The organism is Streptomyces sp. NPDC060064 (genome assembly GCF_042736455.1).
GTDB lineage: Bacteria > Actinomycetota > Actinomycetes > Streptomycetales > Streptomycetaceae > Streptomyces.
This window is the reverse complement of the sequence record NZ_JBHWWF010000020.1, coordinates 1-25,284: the sequence shown is the minus strand read 5'-3', so window position 1 is coordinate 25,284 and position 25,284 is coordinate 1. Positions and strand designations below refer to the sequence as shown.

Genomic DNA, 25,284 nt, shown 5'->3' with positions numbered 1-25,284 from the left:
GTCGCTCTCACGTGGGGCGGGGAGATCTGTCAGATGATCAATGGGCCGTGCCGGAGCCGCTTCTGCCGGCTGCAGCGACGACGGGCAGGCCGTCCAGGTCGAAGCGGATGCTGATCGACGGAATCCGGTGGCGAGTGCGGACCGGGGCTCCGTGGCGGGATCTCCCGCCCTGCTATGGGCCCTGGCAGACGGTCCACGGACTGTTCCGCCGCTGGCAGCACCTGGGAGTGTGGGCAGGGCTGCTCACCAAGCTCCGGGCGCGAGCCAACGCGCGTGGTCGCATCGGGCGGACGGTGAACGTCGACTCCACGATCTGCCGGACTCACCAGCACGCCGCCGGGGCACGCCGGGACGGCCAGGCCCAGAAGGAACCGCCTTGGCCCAGGGGATCCCGCGAGCCGCGATGAGTCCTGCGGCGTCCGGCGGTCAGACTGTCGAACCCGTTCCCGAGGAGGACTTCTGATGCGCAGCGTGACCTATTCGATGAACGTCTCACTCGACGGCTACATCGTCGGGCCGGACGGCGACTTCGACTGGTCTGCCCCCGACGAAGAGGTCTTTCGCTTCTGGATCGACGAGATTCGACAGGTCGGCATCCACCTGTTGGGACGACGGCTGTACGAGACGATGCTGTACTGGGAGACCGCCGACCAGGATCCAACGCTCGACGACTCAGATCGCGAGTGGACCGCGCTCTGGAAGCCGCTCCCAAAGGTGGTGTTCTCCACCACGCTGTCGGCGGTGCAGGGCAATGCCCGCCTGGCCTCCGGCGGCCTGGCGGAGGAGATCGAGCGGTTGCGAGCCGAGCCGGGGGAGGGCGACATCGCGATCGGCGGCGCGACTCTCGCCGCCGAGGCGGCCGCGTTGGGTCTGATCGACGAGTACCGGGCCATGGTCTACCCGGTGCTGGTTGGCGGTGGCATTCCGTTCTTTCCCCAGCGCGAGCGCCGGGTGGATCTCGAACTCGTCGAGACCCGCACCTTCAGCTCGAGATTCGTCTACCTCCGCTACCGCGTGGCGCGCTAGGTCCTGTCGTCAAACTCCTGTCTGTCCTGCGACTCCATGCACACGCGCCGCAGGGTCGTCCTCACGGCGACGGCCTGCCATCGTAAAGAGGGCTGCCGACCACGGGCCGAACTGACTTTCCTTCCAGGCCGGTTGAGACATGCCGCGTCAACAACCTGTTTGTCCCAGTCGACACAGGAACCTCTGATCGCCGCCATTGCGGCGGCCCTCACCGCTGCCGGTGGAGCCCTGGTCTCATGGCGCCGCCGCCGGAACGCCGGAAGCTGACCTTCCACGCCACTGACCGATAGCGGCGGCGGCCCCGTCCCCCACGGGGCAGGAGCAGCGCCAGCTGTGATCTCCACAAGGGTGTCCCGGAGTTGGCTCGGGAAGGCCGAGAGCACGGCACGCCCCCACGTTCGGGTAAGAGGGGCGCATTCATGCATCCGGGTCAGTTCAGGGCATCGATTACTTTCACGATCAGCGCGCGTGCCGCCTGCCCGTACACGGCCATGCTCCGCAGCTCTTCGAATGCCTTCAGGTACAGGGCGATCTCGCTCGGCTGCGTGATGTTCACCTGCGCCGACAGCAGCTCCACCGACACGAGCGTGTCGTCGTACACGTGGAACACCTCCTGCGGCCACAGAACCCGCTCCCGGGCCGCCATCGGGACGACGCCGAGCGACACCGCCGGCAGCGCGCCCGCGGTCAGCAGGTAGCCCAACTGGGCTGCCATCGCGTCCGAGTCGCCCAACTGGTAGTAGAGGACGCTCTCTTCGATGAGCAGAACGAAGCGGTGCCCCGGCTCGTGGATGATCTGTGAGCGTTCGAGGCGTGCCGCCGCGGCCTGATCGGCATCGTCTGGCACGTCGAGGAGACGGGCGTTCGCGCTCAAGAGGGCTCGCGCGTAGCCCTCCGTCTGTAGCAGTCCGGGCACCAGCGTCGGGGAGTACACCCGGAACAAGCCGGTGGACCGGTACAGCTGCACGTAGCTGTCCTGCAGCTGCCGCAGCCCGGCACGGGTCCGGCGCCGCCACTCCGTGTACAGCGACTCCGCGTGCCGCGACGCCGCGATCAGATCCGGAGCCCGGTCGACGGCGTTGCAGGTGCGGCACCACAGTCGAATGTCCGTCGGCGACGGCGGCGTCCTCGCGTTCTCGATACGGGATGTCTTGGCGTGGTGCCACCCGCACCGTGTGGCCAGCTCGACGACCGTGAGACAGGCGTCCTTTCGGAGGTCGCGTAGCTGCCGCGCCACGTTCTTGCGGGCAGCCTGGGCCGAGGACGAAGGGGAGTTGGGCATGAGCTGGCCGGTCCGGTGCTTTCTGTTAGCGGATCTCGTATTGGTCGTGCGGTATGGCTCGGTCCCATACCGCCTCGAAGGAATCCAGGCACTGCTTGACGATCCCGGGCTCGGTGCGCAGTTCGAGCGGCGGTGACGCCCAATCCCCCTGGCCAGTGAAGTGGTTGAACAGTACCTGCGCTTCATCGAAGATCCACAGGTCACAGCCGGGAAGCATCAGATCGACTGCCCGCCGGCGCGGCAGCCAGCGCACCTGCTCGCCGGCGTGCACGTTGACGTGAGTCCCAGCGTGCTCGTATCGGATGTAGTCGGTGACCGGCTCGGACACGATGCGCGCCCGTCGCACGGCAACACCGCGGTCCTTGGCCCGGGAGATCAAATCGACCCAGGGTGCCCAGTAGGCGGAGCCGGGGTCTCCGTCCCGCCATCCGGTCTCCTGCCATCGAGTGAAGTCGTCCGCCTCGTCGCCGACTCCGTACACGTCCCGCATCTCCAAGTGGACGGCGGAGTGCTGCGCGGCTTCCAGCAGGTCGTTAAAGCGCAGCTCGTTCTGCGGCATCGCAGGCCTCCCTCAGCATGGGGACCAGGCGGGCGGGGATACGGATCACCGACTCGTGGGCGGGGATCCCCTTGTCGTGTCCGGGCGCCGTGTTCTTGACGCACTGGTCTCGTGTCTCGTCGTCGGCGGTGTAGCTCTGGAGCACGATGTCTGCGTTCTCCAGGTCGACCCAGGCAGTCGGTGAGCCGGTCTGTCCTGACTCCGGGTCGATGCCGATGAACTGTAAGGCCATGGCTGTCCTCCACGGTCGGATTGTGCGCTGATGTGCACCACCGTCATTCATCGGTTGCGCTGGGTCAAGACCGCGAATCAGTCAACTCGACTACCAGGGTGGCTGTGTGCACATCGATGCACATTACTGGTGTGCGCGTGCATGCCCTCCCTACGTTCGAGTCATCGCTTCTGACGACTCGACAGGGGACGGCCTGTGATGACGATCAAGGTGTACCGGGCGGACGCCGCATCCAGACGGCGGCGCGAGGCATGGCGGCTCACAGTTCCGACGGGTGACCCCGAGCGGCTACCGGATTCCCTCGCCTTCCCGCCGTGCGCCTGCCCCCGCTGCAGGGCCGCCCGGTGACCGCGTCCACGGCCGACGCGCGCGTGCTGCCCGCGGCCGGAGATCTGAGTTGGGAGCAGTACGCCGGGCGAGCCTGCGTCTGGTGCGGCAAGCCGTTGACCGTCGGCGCGCGCAGTGTCGGCACAGCACGCGGCCGGGAAGGCGTCCACGTCCTCGACATCGAGGTGTACGCGGGCCCGTGCTGCCCGTAGCCACCGACATCTGAGCTCCGCCTCGGCCGACGACTCCGGCCAGGAACCCCGGCCGAGGCGGTGACGGGACCCCCTGAGGGACCCGCGTGCACGACGGCGTGAGGGGAGGCCTCGCGCCGAGGACGCACCCAAGGAGCATCACATGACCGCTCTCGCAACGGAACAGATCACCGGCCGACAGCTCGTCGACGCCGAGCTCTTCGAACGGCTCGTCACCTCTGCGGCGACGGCGACGGCTGCTGACCCGATCCCCCGCGCGGCCCGTCTCCCCCAGCGGGCCGCGCACCCTCGAGCGCAGAACGGAAACCCGCCCCGTGGCCACCCTGCTCTCCGCACGCAGCCGCCTCACCGTCTTCCCGCTGGAGGGCCTGACCGTCGCGTACACCACACAGTCGAGCGACTCCCGCAGCCTCGGCGACATCGCCATCGTCGGCGTCATCGAGTCGGACACCGCGACCGGCGACCACCTGTGGCGGCTGGCCGCGAGCATGTACACCAACCCGCCCACCGGCCAGACGCAGGCCCGGTGGATCCTCACCCAATGCACCAGGGCCCGAGCCGTCAGGGCCCTCTCGTACCGTGATCTGCCTGACGCGAAGTGGACCGGCCACCTGACCCGCGAGGTCCAGCTCGACGGCCTCTTCGCCAACCACGACATCCTGCGCACGGGTCGTCTCACCATCGAATGACGGCTCGAGCGGTCCGCCGGCGCGGGTCTGTCCGAGCCGTCAGGTTCGGTGCCGGCCCGCGGACGGGCCGTCGACAGTGGAGAAGCCCGGTGTCCCGCGCACGAACGATGCGCGGGACACCAGGCTCTCCTGGCTCAGTTCTTGCCGGTGACCGAGGCCCCGGTCACCGGCCGCTCCGGGACGGCAGTTGGCCGCAGTCGCCGCCGGCGCACTTGCTCAGCCAGTCGGCGAAGTCGATGTCGTACTTGGTGCCGATGGTGTCGCGGAGCAGGCTGTGAGCCGCGTCGTACTCGCCGGCGCGGTAGTGGCCGAGCAGGGTGGCCACGTCCTCGGGGTGCGACTGGAGCATGTAACGGACGCCCAGATAGCCCCACTGGTAGATACGGGTGGTGTCGGCGTTGTCGTAGGTGGTCCCGAAGAGCTCGCTGAGCTTGTAGGTGTTCTTGCCCGCCTCCTCGATCGCCCTGTCGTAGGTGACGCCGCGGTACGAGTAGGAGACGTACTCGGCGAAACCCTCGATCCACATCACGGTCGGGGTGGTCTGCCCGGCCGCGAAGTCGCCGTACATGTCGAAGCGGCCGTCGAGGTAGTGGGTGTACTCGTGGTTGAGGTTCCAGATCTGGAAGGCGCCGTCCTGGGCCCGCTGCTCGTAGGCGATGAAGCGCGGCTGGTTGCCCTCAGCGGCCGGGTCGCCCTCCATGTATATGCCGCCGTTGTTGGTGTCGACGCCGAAGACGACACCGGCGTAGGTCTTGTAGTCGGTACTGGAGTTGAAGGCGACGATCTCGATGCTGGTGTTGTTGTCGTCCTTGACCGGACCGTTGTCCTTGACGATGTTGTGGAAGACCGGGTCCTGCTTGAGGACGCTGTCGCACGTGGCCGACAGTTCGGACGCGGTCAGCTCCTGTGCGAGGATCTTCACGCTCGGACCGCATACGTGCTTGACCGTCAGCACGGCGCCGCGCACGCGGTTCTGCAGGTCACAGGTGTCGTACTCGGCGCAGTTCTCCTTGTCGAACTCATCCGTCATCTCGGCAAGGCCGACCCAGAGCGGGGCGGTGCGTCCAGTGATCTCGCTGCGGCCGAGCAGCTCCTTGACCAACGGCTTGACGGTGTCCTTGAGGTCGGCGTGCCGCAGGAAGCGGCTGAGTTCGCGTCCGGCGTTGCTGGCCAGGTAGGACTTGTCGGTGCCGAGCAGATCGTCGTGGGCGACGGCGAAGTCACGCAGTCCGGTGAGGACGCTCGGGTCCGCCTTCACGGCTTCCACGAACTCCGGCAGCTGGTGGCCGCGGAAGAGCACGGTGTAGGTGTTGTTGACCGCCGCGAGCATCCCGTAGAACTGGTCGTACGACGAGTTGTAGTCCTTCTGCAGGCGCTTGACCACGTCGAGGTGGCGGGTGTTCTCCCCGGAGCTGTCGATCAGGGTGACCGTCTCTGCCAGGGTTTCCCCGTTGGCCTCGGTGACGTCAAAGGCGTGGGACGAGCCGAAGAAGGCATCCAGGGCGCCCTGAATGGCGCTCTTCAGCGTCGGGCCGTATTCGCCGACGTTCTCCGGCTGGTTGTACTGGATGTAGTAGCCGGCGCGCAGATACAGCACCACCTGGGTCGCGAAAGTGCTGTTGTCCCCCGGGTAGTTGGTCGCGACATCCTTGAGTGCGTTCGCCACCGTGACCATCTGTTCCTCGCGGAAGAGGGCCTTGGAGTCCTCACCGGTCACGCTGAACAGCGTGTTGATGCAGGTGGTCTCCGACTGCTTGATCTGCTCGACCAGGGCGGCGCCGGTCTTCGAGGTGAAGTCGCTGACGTTGCAGTCCGCCGCGGCCTTCGCCGCAGAGCGGGCCCGCTTGCGCTCCGCGGCGTTCTGGGCCGCGGGGAGCGGAGGGCGTTGCGCGGGGTTCGAGGTCTTCGTGGCCGATCGCGCGGGGTCGACGGCGTGTCCGGGTGCGAGATCGGCGGCAAGCACGGTGGCGGAGGCGGGCTGTGGAGCGGGGGCGGACCTCGGTGCGGGCTTGGGTGCCCCGGCGCCGGCCGGGGCCGCCGCGCCATTGGGGGCGAGCATCGTGAGCCCCAGGCCGGCGGCGGCCACGGTGGGTATCAGCAGTTGGGCGAGCTTCCTGAGGGTGGGGGGTCTGCGCATGGCGATGGCCTCCAGGCCGGTCGGCAGCCGTGCGTGGGGCACGGCGGTGGGGGGTTGCGGACCGTGATGGCAACGGAAGTTGAGCACTTCCGGAGCTGTCATGCCCGCGGAAAGTGTGACCGTACAATTTCACAGTTCACATGGCAGTGAAAGAGGGATGCAAGCAACAGAAGAAACTGATGTCTCGTCAGAAAGCGATCCTGTCGGGGACCTTGAGATTCCCGGACGGAACTACGTGATCGCTGGGCAGGCTCATGCCGGCTTCGAGGGACGACCGTCGACCCTGAGGTGAGCCGGTGCCTCTCCATCCCCACTCTGGTGCGCGGATTCCGCCCCGGACCGCGCGGGCGGCGCGGGCGGCGCGGGCTTCGCGGGCGGCGCGGGCGGCGCGGGCGAGCAATCCCGGTGGCACGACGGCGACATGGGTACGGGACCGGCTGGACGGGCCGTACGGGCCCACTCCTTGGTCGACACCGCCTCCGTGAACTCCTCCGGCGCCGCATGGTGGATCAGGTGTCCAACCGGGATGGTGACCACCCGTCCGCCGGGGACGCGGCGGGCCAGCTCGACGATGCCGTCCTGGGGCACATGGCTGCGTGGGCCGCCGACCACCACGAGGGTCTCGGCGGTGATCCCGCTGAGTCGCTCCAGCCACCTGGGGTCAGGCACGTCGATCTGCCTCCTGACGGCCGGCACCATCTCCCAGTCGAAGGCCAGGTCACCGTCCGGCCTGGTCGGGGCGGTCTGCTCCCGGGGACGGCCGTCCGGTGACCGCACCCACGGCCGACGCGCGCGTGCTCGTCCCCCGGACGGGCCCGTCGATCGGCCGTCAGAGGGAGCCGGAAACCCTGTCGGACGTCCCGGAGTGCCCGCCCTCACGGCCGTGGATACGTTGACCGCGCGGCCGGGTCGTCCGGCAGGCGGGTCCCGGAATGCCCCGGACCCATGGTGTGAGTACCGCACGGGAACGGATTCGGAATGGCAATCCCCCACATCAGGACGGCCGCCCGTCTGGGCCTCTGCGTCGTCACCGCAATCGCCTGCCAGCTGGTGCCGGCGTCGGCGTCGGCGTCGGCGTCGGCGTCGGCGTCGGGGTCGGGGTCGGCGTCAGCCGGCCCGTCACGCGACCTGGTTGTCTCCAAGGCCAAGGGCTTTCCGTCGATCCAGGCGGCGGTCGACGCCGCCCGGCCCGGTGACCGGATCACTGTCCCGCCGGGCGTCTTCCGTGAGCAGGTGGTGATCGGCAAGGATCTGACGATCACCGGCTCGGGCGCCCGGAGGACGACGATTCTGGCCCCGCAAACGCTGGCCCCCGGCGACGACGGCGGCACCTCGATCGTCGAGATCCACAACGGCGCATCCGTCAAGCTGTCCCGACTCGCCGTCAGCGGACCGGGCTCCGGCACATGCACTGCCGGTGCGCTCGGCTCCGGCATTCGGGTGCTCGGGGGCGCCCACCTCGACCTCGGCCGCGCCGCCGTCACCCACATCACCGACACTCCCGCCGCGCGCTGTTTCCGCAGCGCGAACGCCGTCCTCGTCGGGGACCTGCCGACCGGTACGGGCTCGGCGACCATCCACGACACCGAGATCTCGGGCTACCAGGGCGCGGGCGTGGTCGTCCTCAACTCGGGGTCGAGGGCCACCGTCGACCACAGCACCGTCACCGGACACCGGCAGCTGTCGACCGACGGCATCGAGTTCGTGGCCGGCGCGGTCGGACGCGTCACCCGCAACGTCGTCAGGGGCAATGAGTGCCGGGAGCCCGATCCGGACTGCGGCCCCGACTTCTTCAACGAGTTCCAGCACTCGGGCATCGTCGCCGACACGCCGGGCACCGTGGTGCAGCACAACAGCCTCGTCGGCAACCAGGTCGGCATTTACGCCGTCGGCGGGTCGATCGACATCGGCCGCAACGACATCGTGCGGAGTTCGTTCGTCGGCATGGCACTTCAGGACGGCCGGTTCACAGCCCGCAAGGACCGGATCGAGGGCGGCGTCCACGGGGTCGCGGTCGTCGCGTCGTCGGTCGACACGAACGCGCTGCTCGACGGTGTACGGATCAAGCGGACGTCGGGCGCGCCCGTGCAGACCTTCCAGTGCTGCGGCTTCACCGCCACGGCGACCGTGAGGCCGTAGCCGGGCGGACACGGCGGCGGGTCGGCCACCCGTGCGGCCGACCCGAGCCCAAAACGATGCGTCGGCCTGCATGACCAGCACCATCACCGGCTGCTACCACAAATGAGGGAGATCTACAGATACCTGACGGTGCGTCACTACTCGTTGTTCGGCGGTACGGCGTACGCGGTCTCACGCTCGAGCCGTGTACCGCAATCGAACACTGCGGTCACCCTCCGCGTTCGCTCCCCAAGATCTGTGCCAGAACCCATTGCTCGCGTACAAAGCCAGACCAGCGGATGACGAGGTCGTCGGGTGGCCGTTGGTGTTGTAGTTGCCGGCGGTCATCACCTGGGCGTTCCACAGGGAGTTGGCGGCCTGCATCTCGACCGCCCTGCCGAAGCCGGACGGGGAAAGGTCCGGGTGGAGGGTGCGCTTTCCGTCGCTCCAGCGGATCAGGCGCGGGCGGCGTACATCTCCACGTTCCAGGCGCAGTTGGTTTACGGCTTGCTGCAGACGGAGGCGTGTGCGCGTGCTGCGCTCGGCGTCCGGACCGAGGGCAGCCTCGATACCCGGGTTGCGGCGCGGATGGAGCGGCAGCGCATCCCGGAGCGCGAGAACCCGCCATTGAGCCGGCCAACACGAAGAAAGTGCTGGCATCGAGGCTGAAGCAGTGTGGCCGGTGGAGCGGAGGTCCATGATTCTTCTCTCCCCTCCACCGGCCACATTCAGCTCGCGCCTACAACTGCCGGTCCCCTTGCCAGGTGATTGACGTCAGCGCCGCCAGACCACCATGTGCCATGCCTTTGTAGGTCACTTTCCGGGCAGGGCCGACCTCGTGGGCGACGCGTCTCGCCAGCTCCATCCCTTCACGGAACAGCCGTTGCCACTCGTCCTCGTACTTGCTCTCCTCCCGGTCTTGCAGGTACAGGTTGAGCGTGGTGTTGATGCTCTTCGCCCACGTGTACAGATCGGCGACGAGGTCGTCGGACAAGTCCAGCGCGGCGGCGGGATCGTCGGGGAAGAAGTCCCCGAATCCGTCGGAGCGCAGTGGACCGTACTTGTACTCGCCTTCGACCGTGAGGTCGACCGGGTGCGCCGGTGTGCCGTGGCTGTCGCGCTCCCAGTGGAGGCGGTCGCAGCCCCAGCACACCCACTTCGCCGTCCGGTGGCGCTCGTCCCAGTAGCGCACCGACCACGATGGCCCGAGCTGCCTGGCCAGTCGCTGGGCGACCGCCAGGCCCTGCTTGACGTGCTTGCGCAGGTCCGGGCGGGCGGTGAAACCCTCCAGCGGGCGGGACAGCGACCAGGAGCGCAGCGCTTCCGCCAGATCTGTCGGGAGAACCAATCGGTTGTCGTCCAGCGGGACATTGCGGGTGAAGGCGCCGAGGTCCTCGTAGGCCCCGGGGTCCTCCGGCTCGTACAGCGCAGACGGCTCACCCCGGGCCTGCACAAGCACGTGCCGCGGTTCTTCGAGGGTCATACGGGGTTGGCTCCGATCACGTATCCGTTGTCGCCCACGCTAATGGCCAGGCGCTGGGTCTTGCCATTGAAGGCGACCTCGTAGATCGGCCTTCCCGCCCCCTGGGTCCCGACCCTCGTGCCCTCGGTCAGGGCCGTCTTCACGAGGGCCGGGATGTCCTCCACCCGGACCCCCGCGGTCGCGAACTCTCCCGCGTGCCGGAACATGATGTGGATCAGGCCCGCGTTGACGGTGCCCTTCTCGAGCCAGGCGAGGGGCACGCCGGGCTTGGCGTACTCGATCACCCAGATCGTGTCCGCCTTGTTGAACTTCACGCCGGCGTCCTTGAGCCTGTCCAGCAGCTTGGGGTCGAGGGCGCCCCGGGCGATCTTGGCCCGTTCCGCCACGCCGGCCGCGATACGCAGCCCCATGCCCGCCGCGCTGGCGGCGTCGCCGACCTCGAGGGCGCCCTTCTCCCCGTAGATCTTCTTCAGATCTGCGAGTACCTGCGCGGCGTTCTCACCGGTCTTGATGGCCTGCTCGACCCGTCCGGCCAGCTTGACCGCTTCGGCGAGCTTCGTGAACATCGAGGGCGGCACGACCATCGCGGCGGCCCAAGCGCAGCTGGACTTGTCGTGGTGGTAGCACCGGGCGACGTCACCCAGCACAAGCTCGTACAGGATGGCGCCAGCCGTCTCCCCGAAGAGGTTCTGCCAGCCGATCCGGGTGATGTCACCGAAGCTGAAGTGATGGGTCCAGTTGTTCTTCTGGTCCTTGAGCGTCTCCGTCCCGAGGAACAGCGTGTCCGGCTTCGGGCAGCCGGCCTCGGTGGCGGGGACGTCGGGGTTGAGGCAGTAGTAGTAGCTGACCGTGATATCGAGGCGCAGCTCGTACGTCACCGTGCAGCCCTGGGGCACATAGTCGCATGCGTTGAGCTGCTTGGCCGGTCCCGCCTCGGTGACCTTGTCGACGATGTAGAACGTGCCTGCGATCCCCGTCCCGGCGCCCGCCGCGACCTGCTGGTTGGCCTCCTTCCGCTCGGCGGATTCCGCGGCTTTCTGCGCGTCATCTGCGTACTTCTGGGCGTCTTTCGCCGCTTCTTCTGCCGCGGTCGCGGCCACGTCGGCACGTGTTGCGGCTGCGCGTGCGTCCTTGGCGGCCTGTTCTGCCGTGGCTGCGGCGTCGCGGGCGGCACACCCGTTGTGCACACACTTTCATCACAATTGGACGACGTTCCATCACATTTCCCCTTCCTGGCCTTCGTCGGAGTGCCAAGCTCGGGCCCTCAGTTCGGAACCAACTGCCTTGGGGGGCACATGTCTGGGAGAGGAAGTATCCGCGCGAACAGCGCGATCGCGGCCTGCGCCGTGGTGATGGCGGTCGGGCTCGTGGGGTGTGGGGGCACTGCCGACGACGCGAAGTCCGAGGCGGCCACGACGAGCGCGGCGCCCAAGAAGGCCCCGGCCGCGACGCCTTCGCCCGCGTCGGCTCTCGCACTCGTCGATGACGAGGAGAGCGCCGACTCCGCGAAGCCGGTCGTGGTGAAGGTGCTGGACAACGACACACTCACACGCAAGGGCGGTACGCCCAGCACCCTGGAAGTCGCCCTGAGTGCTGGTGAGTTCACGATCGACTTGGCCACCCTGCCGGGTCATGGCACCGCGAAGGTCGACGGGTCGACCATCGTCTATAGGTCCGCCAAGGGATACGGCGGCGCGGACGAGTTCACGTACCAGGTGGATGTGCAGGGCTCGCCGGCGCTGACCGGGACCGCCGTCGTACGGATCACCGTGGCCGCGCCGGCGCCCACGCCGACACCCACGCCCGCGAAGGCGAAGGCGAAGAAGCCCGCGCCGCCCAAGGTCTATTACGCGAACTGCGACGCCGTACGAGCGGCCGGCGCCGATCCCGTCCGCGAAGGGGAGCCCGGCTACGCGCCGCACCTCGACCGGGACGGCGACGGCGTCGGCTGCGAGTCGTCCGGCGGAGGAAGCGGCGGCACGACCGGAGGCAGTGGAGGCAGTGGGGGCGGCAGCGGAGGCGGGTCCGGGGGCACGTACTACGCCAACTGCGCCGCCGCACGGGCCGCCGGTGCCGCTCCCGTTCATGCCGGGGATCCCGGCTATGGGCGGCACCTCGACCGCGACGGGGACGGCGTCGGCTGCGAGTGATCCGCGTACCGCATTCCCGGTAGTCACCCGCCGAGGGGATGGGACGCGCGACTACCGGGAATGGGCATCGCCGCGACGGCCGGGGATGGGCCACGGCCGTCGCAGGTTCATGGGAGAGATAAGGAGAATGCGAAACCGATGAGCAATAGGCTCACGGTTTATGAAGGGAAGATTAAATTCCGCAGCCCTTCAGGCGGACGTCAGACCGCCTTCTTGATGAGCTTTCCGTCCGCCGCGATCACGAACCACTCCCCGTCCAGGCCCTGGCCGTTCACGTCCCCGGGCGTCGCGTCGCCCACGTAGTAGTACAGCGGCCAGTCTCCGTACGTCGCCTGTTCCGCGCCCTCGCCGAGCTTCGTCTCCTTCAGCAGGGCGGCGTCGGCGCCGGCGCCCGCCTTCACGTCCTTCGCGGAGGTGAGGGCCGGCCAGACGGCGATGCAGTCGGCGTCGCAATTGCCCGCGCCGGGCTTGTCCTTGGTGAATCCGTACAGCGTACGGCCCGAATCGTCGACAAGGATCTTGCCGAGCGCCGAGTCCGCGGTCTTGACGGAGGCGGCGGCCGCGGGCTTCCGCGCGGGCTTGGCCGCGTCGTCCCCGGAGCCGTCCGTGGAGCCGCCGCAGGCCGACAGGGTCAGCAGCGCGGCCGTTACGAGCGGTGCCGCGAGCAGTGAAGTTTTACGGGTGCTGCGCATGGTGGTTCCCCCGGTTTGGTGAGTGGGTGCGAGAGTGATGGTTACGCAGAGTTGTACGACGGCAACTGACCCACGGTTCAATCGAATTCAAGAAATCTTCTTTTGAACGAGCCGACTGCGGGCCGCGTACTCCATCGCGACCGACCCAAGACGGAGTCGGTCCCAACGGGAGGATCAAAACAATGCAGAAGCGTTATGCGGCTGTTACCGCCGCCGCAATTGTGCTTGGTGTTGCAGGTGTTACTCCGGCGCTCGCACACAGCGGTCATGACGGCCACGGGGAGCACGCATCGGCCGGCGGCCAGGCTTCGGCCGGCGACGCCAGTACCTTCACCAAGCCCTCCAGCGGGCACGCGCTCGCCTTCGCCGCCCACCTCTCCGGCGCCAACGAGGTGCCGGTCAAGGGCGGGCCCGCCGTGAACGACCCCGACGGCAGGGCCGTTGCCCTCGTCAAGGTCAAGGGCGACCGGGTGACCTTCGCCCTGCAGTGGAAGGGGTTCGTGCCGAGCCTCGGGCACATTCACCAGGGTGCCGCCGGGAAGAACGGCGATGTGAAGGTCCCGCTCTTCGGCACCGCGATGCCGGACTCCGTCCACTCGGCGGCCGGGCAGGTGGCCATCACCGACGCCAAGCTGGCCGACAGCATCCGGAGCAACCCTTCCGGCTTCTATGTGAACCTGCACAGCGCGGAGTTCCCGGGCGGCGCGGTGCGGGGCCAGTTGAAGCCGCTGCACAAGAACGTCAACCCGCTCGACATCATCAAGGGCGGCAAGCTGCGGGCGCTGTCCGACGGCGACCAGGAAGTCCCGAAGAACGACGCGTCCAAGGTCGGCGACCCGGACGGGCACGCGGTGACGTTCCTGCAGCCGAAGGGGACGAACGTCGACTACTCGCTCGCCTGGGTCAACATCAAGAGCCCCACCAACGGCCATATCCACAAGGGCGCGTTCGGGAAGAACGGCGACGTCGTCTTCAACTTCTTCAACCGGCCCGTGCCGGACGGGATCTTCGCGGTCTCCGGGAAGCTGGAGGGACAGAACGCCGACGTGGTGAAGCGTGTCCGCGCCAACCCGCGCAACTACTACGCCAACATCCACACCGCCGAGTTCCCGGACGGTGCGGTGCGCGGACAGCTCCTCCACTGAGCCCGGTCGGTCCCCGCGGAAGGGGTGGCCGCCGATTCCTGGGCGGTCACCCGGCCCGGCTCGCAGCCCGGCCCGTGGGCCCGTCGGCCCGCAGCCGTACTGAACACTTCCGTCCCGCCGTACGTACTCAACAGCACCTCCCCAGGTGGCTGGGCGCGTGACCGTACGGGTACGGCAGGGAACCGGTCACGCGCCCAGCGCGTGTGCCACCGTGTAGATGACCAGGCCCGCCAGTGCGCCGACCACCGTGCCGTTGATCCGGATGAACTGCAGGTCGCGGCCGATGTGCGCCTCGATCTTGCGCGAGGTGTGCTCCGCGTCCCAGCTCGCGACCGTGTCCGAGATCAGCGAGGTGATCTCGGCGCGGTACGTGGTCACCACGTACACCGCCGCGTCCTCCAGCCAGCCCTCCAGCTTCGACTGCAGCCGGCCGTCCGTCGCCAGCCGCGCGCCCAGCGTCAGCAGCGAGGCGCGGGCGCGCAGCCGCAGCTCGCTGTGGTCGTCCTCCGCCGCCGAGATGATCATGCCCCGTATGGAGGACCAGGCCGAGGCGATCACGTCCTGCACCTCGGAACGGGACAGCAGCTCCGACTTCATACGCTCCACCCGGGCGCGGGTGTCCGTGTCCGACTGGAGGTCGGCCGCGAAGTCGGTCAGGAAGCGGTCGATCGCGCCGCGCGCCGGGTGGCCCGGCATGTCACGCATCTCGGTGACGAAGCGCAGCAGTTCCTTGTAGACGCGTTCGCCGACCTTCTTGTCCACGAAGCGCGGGGTCCAGCCCGGCGCCCCGCCCTCGACCGCGTCCATCACCGAGTCCGAGTGCAGGACCAGCCAGTCGTGGGCACGGCCGCAGATCAGGTCGACGGCGCGGTGGTGTGCGCCGTCGGCGACGACCTTCTCCAGGGTCTTGCCGACGCCGGGGGCGATCTCGGCACTGTCGGCGCGGCGGGTGATCGCCTCGCCGACGACCGCCTGGACGTCGGAGTCGCGCAGCACGGTGAGCGCGCCGCGCAGCGCGGTGGACAGCTCGGCGGTGACCCTGTCTGCGTGGGCGGGCTCGGCGAGCCAGGCGCCGAGGCGGCCGCCGATGCCGAGGGCGTGCAGCCGGGTCCGTACGACGTCGCCGGAGAGGAAGTTCTCACCGACGAAGGAGCCGAGCGAGGCGCCGAGCTGGTCCTTCTTGTTCGGGATGATCGCGGTGTGCGGGATGGGCAGGCCGAGGGGATGCCGGAAGAGCGCGGTGACGGCGAACCAGTCGGCGAGGGCGCCGACCATGCCGGCTTCGGCGGCGGCGGCGATGTAGCCGGCCCAGGGGCCGGCGCCGGAGTTCTTCGCCCAGGTGGCGAGCGCGAAGATCACCGCGACGAGGAGGAGCAGGCCGGTCGCGGTCAGCTTCATGCGTCGTACGCCGCGCTGCTTTTCGGCGTCGGCCTCGGTGTACGCGAAGGAGGGAAGGGGGATACGGGGGCGAGGACCCGGCCCCGCTGCCGGGCCCGGCCCGGCCGACCGGCTCGGCTGGTCTGCCCCGCTCAGCTCGGGGGTCTGGCCCGGCCTCCCTGTCCGGCTCGGCTGATCTGTCGGCCGCAGCTGCGCCGACTGGCCCGTCAGGCCCGGCCCGCCTGTCCGGCCTGTCCGGCTCGGCTGATCCGTCGGCTGCGGCTGCGCCGACTCGCCGTCTGCCACGCCCGACTGGTCCGCCCGGCCCGGCTCGGCCGCCCGGCCCGGCTGGCCTGCCTGGCTCGGCTCGGACGACCGGCCCGGCTGATCTGTCGGCTGCGGCTGCGCCGACTGGCCCGCCTCGCCCGCACCGCCCGGCTGGCCTGCCTGGCTCAGCTCGGCCGACTGCCCCGTCAGGCCCGGCCCGCCCGGCCGGCCTGTCCGGATCGGCTGCTCTGTCGGCCGCGGCCGCGCCGACTGGCCCGCCTCACCCGCCTGGCCCGGCTCGCCTGCACCGCTCGGCTCGGCCGACTGCCCCTTCAGGCCCGGCTCGGCCGACTCGCTCGGCTGGTCCGGCTGATCCGGTTCTGTACGTTCCATCCGGTCCTCCCGTCCGCGCGCGCCTCGTACGCATTGTCCCTACCTCAGGTACTCCTGGGGCGCACATCGAGTTCCCGCGCCATGTCGGATGATGTGCTCATGAACAAACGCCGTGGGTACGCGACGCTCGCCGCCCTCACCACCGTGGTCGCCCTCGTCAGCGGCGCGATATACCTCGGCGTCGGGGCCGCCCAGGGCCGGACCGCCGCCCGTGCGCCCGTCGCCGCGCCCGCGGTCTGGGTCGGGACCTGGGCCGCCGCACCCGCCAAGGCCGCCCCCGCCGTCGGAGGCCACGCCGGCCGGTCCGTACGCAATGTGGTGCACACCAGTATCGGCGGGACCGCCGCCCGGATCACCCTCACCAACCTCCTCGGCGAGCAGCCGCTCAAGATCGCCCAGGTCTCGCTGGCCGTGCGCGCGGGCCACGGTCCCGCGGCCGTGGCCGGGACTCTGCGACGGGTGACGTTCCAGGGCGCGGGTGCCGTCACCCTCGCGGTCGGCGGGCAGCGCGTCAGCGACCCCGTCGCGCTCGGGATCCCGTACGACGGCGATCTCCTCGTCACCGTCGCCACCACCTCCCCCGGCGAGCCGGTCACCGTCCACCCGCAGGCGCGCCAGACCTCGTACATCGCGGACGGCGACCGTACGCAGGACGCCGGCGGAGACGCGTACACCCGGCGGACCGGCGCCTGGCAGCACCTCAGCGGCGTCGACGTGCTGACCCGGGACACACGCGGCGCGGTCGTCGCCATCGGCGACTCGATCACCGACGGGGTCACCTCCACCTCCGACGCCAACCGCCGCTGGCCGGACGTACTCGCCGACCGGCTCAACCGCCACAGCAGGCACCACTACGGCGTGCTCAACCAGGGCATCAGCGGGAACCGCCTGCTGACCGACGGCCGCGGCCCCAGCACGCTGGCCCGCTTCGACCGCGATGTGCTCGCGCGGGCCGGCGTCAGGACGGTGATCGTCGCGATCGGCATCAACGACCTGCTGCGCGGGCCGGACACAAGCGCCGACCGGCTCACGGCCGGCTACGCCGAGCTCACCCGGCAGGCCCACGCGCGCGGCCTCCGCGTCGTCGGCGCGACCCTGATGCCCTGCGCCGGGCACCGCCACTGCACCCGGGCCCTCGAAGCCGTACGCGACAAGGTCAACGCGGCCATCCGCACCGGCCGGATCTTCGACTCGGTCGTCGACTTCGACCGGGCGCTGCGCGATCCGTACGCACCCGACCGGCTGCGCCCGGCGTACGACTCGGGCGACCATCTCCACCCCAGCGACGCCGGCTACGCGCGGATGGCCAGGGCCGTGGACCCGGCGCGGCTGTAACGCCCGCCGGAACGGCCTCAGCCGAGCTCCTTGCGCCCGTCGCGCTCGTCCTTCTCCAGCCCCTTCTTCAGCCTCGGCTGCTTCTCCAGCTCGGCCCGCTCCGCCCGTTCCGCCTTCAGCCGCTGCTTCTCCGCCCGGGTGCGCTTGCGCTCCACGCCCACGCCGCCCATGATCGCGAAGCCCGTGATCCTCACCCGCGGCGCCGCCGGGTCCGGCAGGCCCTCGCTCTGGCCCTGCTCGCCGAAGCCGCCCATCAGGCCGAAACCGCCGACCTCGACGTTCAGGTCCGGCGGTACGACGATGTGGACACCGCCCATGATCGCGAAGCAGCGGATCACGGTCTCGCGGTCCTCGAAACGGGCCTCGCGCAGGTCGAGTTCGCCGCCGCCCATCAAAGTGAAGGTGGTGAACTTCCGGCCCACCGTCCAGGTGCCCTTCCGCCCGAACCCGCCCCAGAACGCGAACGCCCCGTTCGACGTCGCCGGTCCGCCGACACGCTGCGCCCAGCCACCGGACCCGGTGGCCACCGGCGACGGCGCCGTGCCCACCACCGGCAGGCCGCCCACCGGAAGGTCGCTGACCAGCGGCTCCAACTCGCCGTGCGTACGCGCCCTGTAGGCCGCGTCCAGGCGCTGCTCGAACTCCTCCATGTCGAGCCGCCCCTCCGCCACCGCCTCACGCAGCCGCTCGGCCACCCGTTCGCGCTCGGAGTCGGAGGCACGCATCTCAGGGAGTTCGCTCGTCATACCGGCAGCCTAGTCAAGGCCGATCCGCCCTCCCAGTGCCGGTCACAGAGTCACACAGTCAAAGAGTCACGAAGTCACGAAGTCACGGAGCCACGGAGCCACGGAGCCACGCAGTCACAGACCTGATCTCTCCGCGTACATTTTCGCGATCACGGCCTCGATGTCCGGCTCCCGCACCGACAGATCCACCAGCGGGTACTCCGCCGCCAGCGCCGCCACCAGTGGCGCCGCCGACTGGGAGGCGGGGAAGGCCAGCCACTGCCGAGGCCCCTCCACCTTCACCGCGCGGGCGGAGTCCAGTGCCACCGGCGGCAGTTCGCGCTCGAAGTCCACCACCAGGGTCCGCTCGCTCTCGCCCACCTCGTGCAGTCCGGCGAGCGCCCCGTCGTACATCAGCCGTCCGTGGTCGATCACCATCACCCGCTTGCACAGCTGCTCTATATCGGTCAGATCGTGCGTGGTCAGCAGCACCGTCGTCGACCGCTCGGCATTCAGGTCCCGCAGGAATTCCCGCACCTTCGCCTTGGAGATCACATCGAGCCCGATCGTCGGCTCGTCGAGATACAGCACCTCGGGATCGTGCAGCAGCGCCGCCGCAATGTCCCCGCGCATCCGCTGCCCCAGCGAGAGCTGCCGCACCGGCACGTCCAACAACTCGGCCAGATCGAGGAGTTCGACACAGCGGTCCAGGTTCTCCCGGAACCGCTTGTCGGGGATCCGGTACATCCGGTGCACCAGCCGGTACGAGTCCTTCAGCGGCAGGTCCCACCACAGCGTCGTGCGCTGCCCGAACACCACGCCGATCCGCTGCGCCAGCCTCGTACGCTCCCGGGACGGATCGATGCCCGCGACCCGCAGCCGCCCGCCGCTCGGCGTCAGAATCCCCGTCAGCATCTTGATGGTGGTGGACTTCCCGGCCCCGTTCGGACCGATGTAGCCGACCATCTCACCGCGCGGCACACGGAAGCTGATCCCGTCGACCGCCCGCACCTGATGCTTCTCGCGGCGCAGCCTGCCCGTCCTGCGCCGTACGTCGAAGACCTTCTCGACGCCCTCGAGCTCGATGAAATCCATGAAGTCCCCCCTCAGCTCCCCGTGCTCCGGTACGAACGAAGGCCCACCCGCCACGCGAGCCCGGCCAGCCAACAGCACACCGCCGCGACCACCGGCGGCAGGAAGGCCAGCCACTGCGGCAGATCCAGCGGATAGGGCCGGCCCAGCACATACAGCGCGGGCAGCCAGTTGACGAAGGCCAGCGGCACGACGTACGTCACGCCACGCACCAGGTCCTTCGCGAAGATCGTCGGCGGATACTGGAGCAGCGTGTTCCCGCCGTACGTGAAGGAGTTCTGCACCTCCGAGGCGTCCTGCGCGATGAACTGGAACGCCGCCCCGCCCACGAACAGCGCCGAGAAGATCGCCCCGCCGCTGAGCACCATCAGCGGCAGCATCAGCACCCGCAGCGGCGTCCAGTCGATGTCCAGGACGAGCAGGCCGTACCCCAGCACCAGCAGCCCCTGAGTGATCCGTCCCAGCCGGCGCAGCGCGAACCGGTCCGCGGCCACCTGCGCGAGCACCGGAACGGGCCGCACCAGCAGCGTGTCCAGCGTCCCGTCGCGCACCCGCCGCCCCAGCCGGTCCATCGACCCCATCACCAGATCGGCGAGGCCGAAGGAGGTGCCCGCCGCCCCGTACAGAAAGGCGATCTCGGGCAGCGAGTAGCCGCCCAGCGCGTCGACGTGCGAGAACATCAGCAGGATCGCGACGAAGTCGAAGGCGGTCGCCGCGAAGTTCCCGAACGCCGTCATCACGAACGACGCGCGGTACGTCATCGTGGAGCGGATCCACATCGCCGCGATCAGGCCGTACGCCCGCAGCCCGTTCGACAGCACCGACGGCGCCTCAGCCACCCTGGACCACCACCCTGCGTGTCGCGATCGTCTGAAGCGCCCGCCCCGCGGCCAGCAGCGCCAGCGCCCAGCCGCCCTGGAAGGCGTACGCCTCGACCAGCCCCCACCCGGTGCGCCTGCCGAGGAAGACATCCGCCGGGACCTGCAGCAGCGACGACCAGGGCAGCGCCCGTGCCACCTCACCCAGCGTGCCCGGAAACAGGTTCAGCGGCAGCAGCATCCCGGAGAAGAACATCCCCGCCAGCCCGCAGATCTGCATCACCCCGGCCCCGTCCATCAGCCAGAACGCGGAGAGCGCCACCAGGAACCTGACCGCGAAACTCACCACCACGCCCAGGGTCACCGACACCAGGAAGGCGAGCCACGTCAACGGCGAGAGCGGCAGCGCCAGATCGAAGGCGAGCGCACCGAGCACCATCGGCACGATCCCGCGACCCATGAGGTGGAAGGCCGCCCGCCCCAAGTCGCCGGCCAGCCACCACAGTTGAAGGTCGGCGGGCCGGTACAGGTCGATCGCGACATCGCCGGTACGGATCCGCTCGACCAACTCGTCCTCGAAACCGCCGCCCATCATGGCGCAGGTCATCAGCAGTGCCTGTCCCAGCCACACATAGGTGAGGGCCTGGGAGAGGTCGTACCCGCCCAGGTGCGGACGCTCGTCCCACAGGGCGATATAGGTGTACGCCATGATGAAGCCGAAGACGGTGTTGGTGAACACGCCTGCCGCCGTGGCCACCCGGTACGTCGCATAGCGCCGGAACGCACCCGCCGCAACGACCGCGTAAAGCCGCATGTCGACCCCCTCCGCCGCCGGGCACCAAAGCGCACGACCCTAGCCCAGGGCGGGCGGCCGCCGCGACCGCTTTACGGCCGCCAAGGTCCAGGGGTTGCGCCGGGGAAACGGGCAATATGAGTGACATGAGCGACGAGCCACAGCAACAGGGCTGGACACCCAAGGACGCGACCGTCGTCGGACTGGGGCCCGCGTCCGCCCCCGGGAAGCAGGAGAAGAGGGGCAAGAACGCCGGCAAGGGCCGCACCGGGCGCACCGGCTGGCGCCGTGTCATTCCGACCTGGCGGATGGTGCTCGGCACATTCCTGATCGTCGCACTGCTGCTGATCGGCGGCTTCCTGGCCGGCTACATGCTCGTCGACATCCCACCCGCCAACGCCGCGGCCACCGGCCAGTCCAATGTCTACTTCTTCAAGGACGGCACGCAGATCGCCCGCGACGGCGAGATCAACCGCGAGAACGTCAAGCTCGCGCAGATTCCGCTGACGGTGCAGCGGACCGTACTCGCCGCCGAGGACCGGGAGTTCTACTCCGAACGCGCCGTCGACCCCCAGGCGATGGTCCGCGCCGGCTGGAACACGCTGACCGGCAAGGGCAAGCAGTCCGGCTCCACCATCACCCAGCAGTACGTCAAGAACTACTACCTGGGTCAGGAGCAGACCGTCTCCCGGAAGGTCAAGGAGTTCTTCATCTCGATCAAGCTGGGCCGTGAGGAGAGCAAGAGCGACATCCTCGAGGGCTATCTCAACACCAGCTACTTCGGACGCAACGCGTACGGCATCCAGGCCGCGGCCCAGGCGTACTACGGCCAGGACATCAAGGACATCGACACCGCGAAGGGCGCCTATCTGGCCTCGCTCCTCAACGCCCCGAGCGCGTACGACGTCGCCACCCACCCCGAGAACAGGGCCGCGGCGCTGCGGCGCTGGCACTATGTGCTCGACGGCATGGTCAAGGAGAAGTGGCTCAGCCCCGCCGACCGCGCGGCCATGAAGTTCCCCGTGCCGCAGACGGCGAAGCCCGCGACGAACCTCTCCGGCCAGCGCGGCTACCTCGTCCAGGCCGTCGAGGACTACCTCACCAACAACAAGATCATCGATGAGAACACCCTGGCCGCCGGGGGCTACCGGATCACCACCACGCTCGAGCGCAAGAAGCAGAAGGCCTTCGCCAAAGCCGTCGACGACCAGGTGATGTCCAAGCTCGACAAGGGCCGCGAGGCCGACCGCAACGTCCGCGTCGGCGGCGCTTCCATCGACCCGGCCACCGGCAAGGTCGTCGCCATGTACGGCGGCGTCGACTACACCAAGCAGTACGTCAACAACGCCACCCGCCGCGACTACCAAGTCGGCTCCACCTTCAAGCCGTTCGTCTTCACCGCCGCCGTCCAGAACGAGTCCACCACCCAGGACGACGAAACCATCACCCCCAACACCGTCTACGACGGCACCAACAGGCGTTACGTGCGGGGCTGGAGCGGCAAGCCCTACAGCCCCGCCAACGAGGACGAGTTCTCGTACGGCCCCATCACCGTGCGCACCGCCACCGACAAGTCCGTCAACGCGGTCTACGCGCAGATGGCCATGGACGTCGGCCCCGGCAAGGTCAAGCAGACCGCGATCCACCTCGGAATCCCCGAGAACACCCCGGACCTGACCGCCTCCCCCTCCATCGCGCTGGGCCCGGCCACCGCCAGCGTCCTCGATATGACGGAGGCGTACGCGACCCTCGCCAACCACGGCAGGCACGGCACGTACACGCTGGTCGAGAGGGTGACCAAGGGCGGCGAGAACGTACCGGTCCCCAAGGCGGCCGAGGAGCATGCCGTCAGCCGGGAGGCCGCCGACACGACAACCTCGATGCTGCAGAGCGTGGTCGACGGCGGCACCGGCACCGCGGCACAGTCCGCGGGACGCCCCGCGGCAGGCAAGACCGGCACGGCGGAAGAGGACCAGGCCGCCTGGTTCGCCGGCTACACCCCGGATCTGGCGACGGTGGTCGCGGTGATGGGCCAGGACCCGGTCACGGGCGTGCACAAGCCGCTGTACGGGGCGCTCGGGCTGCCGCGGATCAACGGCGGCGGTGCGCCGGCGAAGATCTGGGGCCAGTTCACGGGTGCTGCGCTCGAGGGCTCCGAGGTCGAGGAGTTCGACCTGAAGCTGCAGGAGGGCGCGGAAGAGGTGCGGCCCCCGTGGGAATCGGAGGAGCCCGAGGAATCCCCGGAGCCGACCGAGTCTTCGGAGGAACCGTCCGAGACGCCGGAGACCCCGGACACGCAGGAACCGACCGAGGGCAGCACGGAGACCGGCGACGAGACCGACGGTGGCACGGACGCCGGCGGCGAGACCGACGGCGGCACGGACGGCGGCGGCACGGACGGCGGCGGCACCACGACCCGTAGACGGATGAGCGACGGCGGTAGGGACGACGATGGTACGGACACCGGCGGTACGGCCGATGGCAGGGCGGGCAGCAAGCCCACCCGCGCGGCCCGTCGTCAGTGACCCGAGGTCGCCTTCAGCCCCACCACCGCGACCAGCAGCAGACAGACGAAGAAGATCCGGGCGGCGGTCAGCGGCTCGTTCAGCACCAGCATGCCGACCACCGCCGCACCGGCCGCACCGATACCGACCCAGACGCCGTAGGCGGTACCGATCGGCAGGGTCCTGGCGGCGTGCGACAGCAGCAGCATGCTCGCGACGATCCCGAGCCCGGTGAACAGACTCGGCCACAGCCGGGTGAACCCGTCGGTGAACTTCATTCCGATCGACCAGCCGACTTCGAGCAGACCGGCGACAACAAGCAGAACCCAGGCCATGACGGCACCTCCGAGACGCGGACTTTCAGCGGGGTGCGTCGTCTTTGCGTTACCCGGTACGGCGCGTCTCGTCGGGATCGGCCAAACCTAGCAAAGGCGGCGTAAAGGACCCATCAGAAAGGGCTGGCGACGTCTGCCACCAGCCCTCCTTCCGCCCACTTTCTGTCTGCAGTCCGGCCTCTGACCAGGCCTTTCGCGCGTCCTACAAGTACAGCCCGGTGGAATCCTCGGACCCCTGGAAACGGTCCGCGGCGACCGCGTGCAGATCGCGCTCCCGCATCAGCACGTACGCCACACCGCGCACCTCGACCTCGGCGCGGTCCTCGGGGTCGTACAGCACCCGGTCACCCGGCTCCACGGTCCGTACGTTCTGCCCCACCGCGACCACTCCGGCCCAGGCGAGGCGCCGGCCGACCGCGGCGGTCGCCGGAATGACGATGCCGCCGCTGGAACGCCGCTCACCCTCCGGGATGTCGGTCCTCACCAGCACGCGGTCGTGCAGCATGCGGATGGGCAGCTTGTCATGGGTGGTGTTGTCGCTCACGCCTCGAACCTACCTGCCCGGGACCGTTCCGTACGCCGCTGAGTCACGCCCGGCGCCTTCTCACCGAGAAGGCGAGCAGCCCCACAACCGCCACGGTCACCAGGGCCACCGGCACCAGTCGCTCCAGCCGAGGCCCGCCGTCCTCCGAGACGAACTGCGCCTTGACGTCGGACACGGCGCGGTTCACGGCGACGACCGCGCGCCCTGCGGTGTGATCCACGGTCGAGGCGAGCCTCGCCTTCGCGTCGCCGATGACCGTCTTCGGGTGAACGCGCACCCCGATCTCGTCGAGCGTCTCGGCAAGCTGGTCGCGCCTGCGGACGATATCCGCCTCGATCTGCGCAGGGGTCCTGGCATCCGACACCGCGCTGCCTCCGTGGTCGTTTCCGGTAGTCCTTCCTCGACAGTCTGTCAGCTCGGCCGCCACCGCACCCAACGGCACCCCTATTACGCTCGACGGCGTACACCGTCACGTCCCCTCAAGGAGAACCATGAGCGAGCGACTCCAGCCCGGCGACATCGCCCCCGACTTCACCCTGCCCGACGCGGACGGCAACGAGGTCTCGCTCGCGGAGCACAAGGGCCGGAAGGTGATCGTCTACTTCTACCCGGCGGCTCTGACCCCCGGCTGCACCAAGCAGGCCTGCGACTTCACGGACAATCTGGAGCTGCTGACGGGCGCCGGCTACGACGTGATCGGCGTGTCCCCGGACAAGCCGGAGAAGCTGGCGAAGTTCCGCGAGAAGGAGAGCCTGAAGGTCACGCTGGTCGGCGACCCGTCCAAGGAGACGCTGGAGGCTTACGGCGCCTTCGGCGAGAAGAAGCTGTACGGCAAGACGGTGACCGGCGTGATCCGCTCGACGATCGTGGTCGACGAGGAGGGCAAGGTCGAGCGCGCGCTGTACAACGTGAAGGCGACGGGCCATGTAGCCAAGATCATCAAGGACCTGGGCGTCTGAGAGGCCCCCTGTTCGCGGAAGGGCCCGCACCCCCCGGCGGGGCGGGGCCGTCCCCGCACCCCACCCCGGGGCGACGGACACCCAGATAGT

26 protein-coding genes, 1 pseudogene and 1 riboswitch are annotated in these 25,284 nt (G+C 69.2%); of the genes and pseudogenes, 11 read left to right on the top strand and 16 right to left on the bottom strand.

What is annotated here, in order from left to right:
* The first annotated feature begins 11 nt into the window (after positions 1-11).
* Both ACFWDI_RS23415 and ACFWDI_RS23410 read left to right on the top strand, forming a co-directional pair.
* Positions 12-407 carry an IS5 family transposase gene (locus ACFWDI_RS23415; protein ID WP_385306532.1) on the top strand — a complete coding sequence of 132 codons (396 nt, stop codon included), beginning with the start codon at positions 12-14 and terminating at the stop codon, positions 405-407.
* A 55-nt stretch (positions 408-462) separates the two neighbouring features.
* Positions 463-1,026, top strand: a complete 564-nt coding sequence (locus tag ACFWDI_RS23410; protein WP_385306530.1) for a dihydrofolate reductase family protein — start codon at positions 463-465, stop codon at positions 1,024-1,026.
* 430 nt (positions 1,027-1,456) lie between these two features.
* On the opposite strand, the gene ACFWDI_RS23405 is transcribed toward ACFWDI_RS23410, so the two are convergent.
* Genes ACFWDI_RS23405 through ACFWDI_RS23395 form a run of 3 tightly spaced genes read right to left on the bottom strand, consistent with a single transcriptional unit; the run spans position 1,457 to position 3,099 of the window.
* On the bottom strand, positions 1,457-2,308 hold the full coding sequence (locus ACFWDI_RS23405) for a helix-turn-helix domain-containing protein (RefSeq protein WP_385306528.1): 852 nt from the start codon (positions 2,306-2,308) through the stop codon (positions 1,457-1,459).
* A 25-nt stretch (positions 2,309-2,333) separates the two neighbouring features.
* Positions 2,334-2,867: a DUF6879 family protein gene (locus tag ACFWDI_RS23400; protein ID WP_385306526.1), complete on the bottom strand. Its 534-nt coding sequence runs from the start codon at positions 2,865-2,867 to the stop codon at positions 2,334-2,336.
* The gene (locus tag ACFWDI_RS23395) at positions 2,842-3,099 is read right to left on the bottom strand and encodes a hypothetical protein (RefSeq protein ID WP_385306524.1); all 258 of its coding nucleotides are present in this window, start codon (positions 3,097-3,099) and stop codon (positions 2,842-2,844) included. Before ACFWDI_RS23395 ends, ACFWDI_RS23400 begins: the two co-directional genes overlap by 26 nt.
* A 314-nt stretch (positions 3,100-3,413) precedes the next feature.
* On the opposite strand from ACFWDI_RS23395, the gene ACFWDI_RS23390 reads away from it, so the two are divergent.
* On the top strand, positions 3,414-3,638 hold the full coding sequence (locus tag ACFWDI_RS23390) for a hypothetical protein (RefSeq protein ID WP_327323823.1): 225 nt from the start codon (positions 3,414-3,416) through the stop codon (positions 3,636-3,638).
* 314 nt (positions 3,639-3,952) lie between these two features.
* Positions 3,953-4,327: a hypothetical protein gene (locus ACFWDI_RS23385; RefSeq protein ID WP_385306522.1), complete on the top strand. Its 375-nt coding sequence runs from the start codon at positions 3,953-3,955 to the stop codon at positions 4,325-4,327.
* Positions 4,328-4,490: 163 nt separating this feature from the next.
* On the opposite strand, the gene ACFWDI_RS23380 is transcribed toward ACFWDI_RS23385, so the two are convergent.
* Entirely contained in the window at positions 4,491-6,566 is a 2,076-nt protein-coding gene (locus ACFWDI_RS23380) for a collagenase (RefSeq protein ID WP_385306520.1), read from the bottom strand.
* A 150-nt stretch (positions 6,567-6,716) separates the two neighbouring features.
* Complete coding sequence (locus tag ACFWDI_RS23375) at positions 6,717-7,133, bottom strand: alpha/beta fold hydrolase (RefSeq protein ID WP_385306519.1); 417 nt, start codon at positions 7,131-7,133, stop codon at positions 6,717-6,719.
* Positions 7,134-7,442: 309 nt separating this feature from the next.
* On the opposite strand from ACFWDI_RS23375, the gene ACFWDI_RS23370 reads away from it, so the two are divergent.
* Both ACFWDI_RS23370 and ACFWDI_RS23365 read left to right on the top strand, forming a co-directional pair.
* Positions 7,443-8,603 carry a nitrous oxide reductase family maturation protein NosD gene (locus ACFWDI_RS23370; protein WP_385306518.1) on the top strand — a complete coding sequence of 387 codons (1,161 nt, stop codon included), beginning with the start codon at positions 7,443-7,445 and terminating at the stop codon, positions 8,601-8,603.
* A gap of 435 nt (positions 8,604-9,038) precedes the next feature.
* Positions 9,039-9,212 (top strand): annotated as a pseudogene (locus ACFWDI_RS23365) (Scr1 family TA system antitoxin-like transcriptional regulator); the annotation flags it as partial.
* A gap of 109 nt (positions 9,213-9,321) precedes the next feature.
* On the opposite strand, the gene ACFWDI_RS23360 reads toward ACFWDI_RS23365, so the two are convergent.
* Positions 9,322-10,065, bottom strand: a complete 744-nt coding sequence (locus ACFWDI_RS23360) for a hypothetical protein (RefSeq protein ID WP_385306516.1) — start codon at positions 10,063-10,065, stop codon at positions 9,322-9,324.
* A complete protein-coding gene (locus tag ACFWDI_RS23355; RefSeq protein WP_385306515.1) occupies positions 10,062-11,252 on the bottom strand; it encodes a hypothetical protein in 1,191 nt (396 codons plus the stop codon). The genes ACFWDI_RS23360 and ACFWDI_RS23355 overlap by 4 nt, the downstream gene beginning before the upstream one ends.
* 108 nt (positions 11,253-11,360) lie before the next feature.
* Between ACFWDI_RS23355 and ACFWDI_RS23350 the strand changes: the two genes are divergently transcribed.
* Positions 11,361-12,215, top strand: coding sequence for an excalibur calcium-binding domain-containing protein (locus ACFWDI_RS23350; RefSeq protein WP_385306514.1), 855 nt, complete (start codon positions 11,361-11,363; stop codon positions 12,213-12,215).
* Between the two features lie 200 nt (positions 12,216-12,415).
* Here the strand turns inward: ACFWDI_RS23350 and ACFWDI_RS23345 are convergent, their stop codons facing one another.
* Positions 12,416-12,907 carry a hypothetical protein gene (locus tag ACFWDI_RS23345; protein WP_385306512.1) on the bottom strand — a complete coding sequence of 164 codons (492 nt, stop codon included), beginning with the start codon at positions 12,905-12,907 and terminating at the stop codon, positions 12,416-12,418.
* Between the two features lie 182 nt (positions 12,908-13,089).
* Between ACFWDI_RS23345 and ACFWDI_RS23340 the strand changes: the two genes are divergently transcribed.
* Positions 13,090-14,052, top strand: coding sequence for a CHRD domain-containing protein (locus ACFWDI_RS23340; RefSeq protein WP_385306510.1), 963 nt, complete (start codon positions 13,090-13,092; stop codon positions 14,050-14,052).
* 186 nt (positions 14,053-14,238) lie between these two features.
* On the opposite strand, the gene ACFWDI_RS23335 is transcribed toward ACFWDI_RS23340, so the two are convergent.
* Complete coding sequence (locus ACFWDI_RS23335) at positions 14,239-15,660, bottom strand: DUF445 domain-containing protein (RefSeq protein WP_385306689.1); 1,422 nt, start codon at positions 15,658-15,660, stop codon at positions 14,239-14,241.
* Between the two features lie 528 nt (positions 15,661-16,188).
* Here ACFWDI_RS23335 and ACFWDI_RS23330 point away from each other — a divergent pair.
* Positions 16,189-17,424, top strand: a complete 1,236-nt coding sequence (locus tag ACFWDI_RS23330; RefSeq protein ID WP_385306508.1) for an SGNH/GDSL hydrolase family protein — start codon at positions 16,189-16,191, stop codon at positions 17,422-17,424.
* A 17-nt stretch (positions 17,425-17,441) separates the two neighbouring features.
* Here ACFWDI_RS23330 and ACFWDI_RS23325 read toward each other — a convergent pair whose 3' ends face one another.
* From ACFWDI_RS23325 to ACFWDI_RS23310, 4 genes are all read right to left on the bottom strand, one after another.
* Positions 17,442-18,170: a DUF1707 domain-containing protein gene (locus ACFWDI_RS23325; RefSeq protein ID WP_385306506.1), complete on the bottom strand. Its 729-nt coding sequence runs from the start codon at positions 18,168-18,170 to the stop codon at positions 17,442-17,444.
* A 114-nt stretch (positions 18,171-18,284) separates the two neighbouring features.
* Positions 18,285-19,244, bottom strand: a complete 960-nt coding sequence (locus tag ACFWDI_RS23320) for an ATP-binding cassette domain-containing protein (protein WP_362687183.1) — start codon at positions 19,242-19,244, stop codon at positions 18,285-18,287.
* A gap of 11 nt (positions 19,245-19,255) precedes the next feature.
* On the bottom strand, positions 19,256-20,080 hold the full coding sequence (locus tag ACFWDI_RS23315; RefSeq protein ID WP_385306504.1) for an ABC transporter permease: 825 nt from the start codon (positions 20,078-20,080) through the stop codon (positions 19,256-19,258).
* Positions 20,073-20,873: an ABC transporter permease gene (locus ACFWDI_RS23310; protein ID WP_385306502.1), complete on the bottom strand. Its 801-nt coding sequence runs from the start codon at positions 20,871-20,873 to the stop codon at positions 20,073-20,075. Before ACFWDI_RS23310 ends, ACFWDI_RS23315 begins: the two co-directional genes overlap by 8 nt.
* A 125-nt stretch (positions 20,874-20,998) precedes the next feature.
* Here ACFWDI_RS23310 and ACFWDI_RS23305 point away from each other — a divergent pair, with 125 nt between their 5' ends.
* Entirely contained in the window at positions 20,999-23,377 is a 2,379-nt protein-coding gene (locus ACFWDI_RS23305; RefSeq protein WP_385306500.1) for a transglycosylase domain-containing protein, read from the top strand.
* On the opposite strand, the gene ACFWDI_RS23300 is transcribed toward ACFWDI_RS23305, so the two are convergent.
* The 3 genes from ACFWDI_RS23300 to ACFWDI_RS23290 all read right to left on the bottom strand — a co-directional run bounded on the left by ACFWDI_RS23300 (position 23,371) and on the right by ACFWDI_RS23290 (position 24,599).
* Positions 23,371-23,691 (bottom strand): multidrug efflux SMR transporter, encoded by a 321-nt coding sequence (locus ACFWDI_RS23300; RefSeq protein WP_327323840.1) that lies wholly within the window; start codon positions 23,689-23,691, stop codon positions 23,371-23,373. The genes ACFWDI_RS23305 and ACFWDI_RS23300 overlap by 7 nt on opposite strands.
* 32 nt (positions 23,692-23,723) lie before the next feature.
* Positions 23,724-23,788, bottom strand: a riboswitch (guanidine-III (ykkC-III) riboswitch).
* Positions 23,789-23,893: 105 nt separating this feature from the next.
* Positions 23,894-24,196, bottom strand: coding sequence for a co-chaperone GroES (locus ACFWDI_RS23295; protein WP_153485104.1), 303 nt, complete (start codon positions 24,194-24,196; stop codon positions 23,894-23,896).
* An 82-nt stretch (positions 24,197-24,278) separates the two neighbouring features.
* Positions 24,279-24,599, bottom strand: coding sequence for a DUF3618 domain-containing protein (locus ACFWDI_RS23290; RefSeq protein WP_385306497.1), 321 nt, complete (start codon positions 24,597-24,599; stop codon positions 24,279-24,281).
* A 127-nt stretch (positions 24,600-24,726) separates the two neighbouring features.
* Here ACFWDI_RS23290 and bcp point away from each other — a divergent pair, with 127 nt between their 5' ends.
* The gene (gene bcp, locus ACFWDI_RS23285; protein WP_327323842.1) at positions 24,727-25,194 is read left to right on the top strand and encodes a thioredoxin-dependent thiol peroxidase; all 468 of its coding nucleotides are present in this window, start codon (positions 24,727-24,729) and stop codon (positions 25,192-25,194) included.
* Positions 25,195-25,284: the final 90 nt, after the last annotated feature.

Excerpts from the sequence above, each read along its gene's own strand:
- ACFWDI_RS23330 (WP_385306508.1), top strand. The coding sequence starts at position 16,189 with ATGAACAAACGCCGTGGGTACGCGACGCTCGCCGCCCTCACCACCGTG.
- ACFWDI_RS23360 (WP_385306516.1), bottom strand. The coding sequence starts at position 10,065 with ATGACCCTCGAAGAACCGCGGCACGTGCTTGTGCAGGCCCGGGGTGAG.
- bcp (WP_327323842.1), top strand. The coding sequence starts at position 24,727 with ATGAGCGAGCGACTCCAGCCCGGCGACATCGCCCCCGACTTCACCCTG.
- ACFWDI_RS23340 (WP_385306510.1), top strand. The coding sequence starts at position 13,090 with ATGCAGAAGCGTTATGCGGCTGTTACCGCCGCCGCAATTGTGCTTGGT.
- ACFWDI_RS23300 (WP_327323840.1), bottom strand. The coding sequence starts at position 23,691 with ATGGCCTGGGTTCTGCTTGTTGTCGCCGGTCTGCTCGAAGTCGGCTGG.
- ACFWDI_RS23380 (WP_385306520.1), bottom strand. The coding sequence starts at position 6,566 with ATGACAGCTCCGGAAGTGCTCAACTTCCGTTGCCATCACGGTCCGCAA.
- ACFWDI_RS23295 (WP_153485104.1), bottom strand. The coding sequence starts at position 24,196 with ATGCTGCACGACCGCGTGCTGGTGAGGACCGACATCCCGGAGGGTGAG.
- ACFWDI_RS23370 (WP_385306518.1), top strand. The coding sequence starts at position 7,443 with ATGGCAATCCCCCACATCAGGACGGCCGCCCGTCTGGGCCTCTGCGTC.
- ACFWDI_RS23410 (WP_385306530.1), top strand. The coding sequence starts at position 463 with ATGCGCAGCGTGACCTATTCGATGAACGTCTCACTCGACGGCTACATC.
- ACFWDI_RS23405 (WP_385306528.1), bottom strand. The coding sequence starts at position 2,308 with ATGCCCAACTCCCCTTCGTCCTCGGCCCAGGCTGCCCGCAAGAACGTG.
- ACFWDI_RS23400 (WP_385306526.1), bottom strand. The coding sequence starts at position 2,867 with ATGCCGCAGAACGAGCTGCGCTTTAACGACCTGCTGGAAGCCGCGCAG.
- ACFWDI_RS23325 (WP_385306506.1), bottom strand. The coding sequence starts at position 18,170 with ATGACGAGCGAACTCCCTGAGATGCGTGCCTCCGACTCCGAGCGCGAA.
- ACFWDI_RS23350 (WP_385306514.1), top strand. The coding sequence starts at position 11,361 with ATGTCTGGGAGAGGAAGTATCCGCGCGAACAGCGCGATCGCGGCCTGC.
- ACFWDI_RS23320 (WP_362687183.1), bottom strand. The coding sequence starts at position 19,244 with ATGGATTTCATCGAGCTCGAGGGCGTCGAGAAGGTCTTCGACGTACGG.
- ACFWDI_RS23310 (WP_385306502.1), bottom strand. The coding sequence starts at position 20,873 with ATGCGGCTTTACGCGGTCGTTGCGGCGGGTGCGTTCCGGCGCTATGCG.
- ACFWDI_RS23305 (WP_385306500.1), top strand. The coding sequence starts at position 20,999 with ATGAGCGACGAGCCACAGCAACAGGGCTGGACACCCAAGGACGCGACC.
- ACFWDI_RS23395 (WP_385306524.1), bottom strand. The coding sequence starts at position 3,099 with ATGGCCTTACAGTTCATCGGCATCGACCCGGAGTCAGGACAGACCGGC.
- ACFWDI_RS23345 (WP_385306512.1), bottom strand. The coding sequence starts at position 12,907 with ATGCGCAGCACCCGTAAAACTTCACTGCTCGCGGCACCGCTCGTAACG.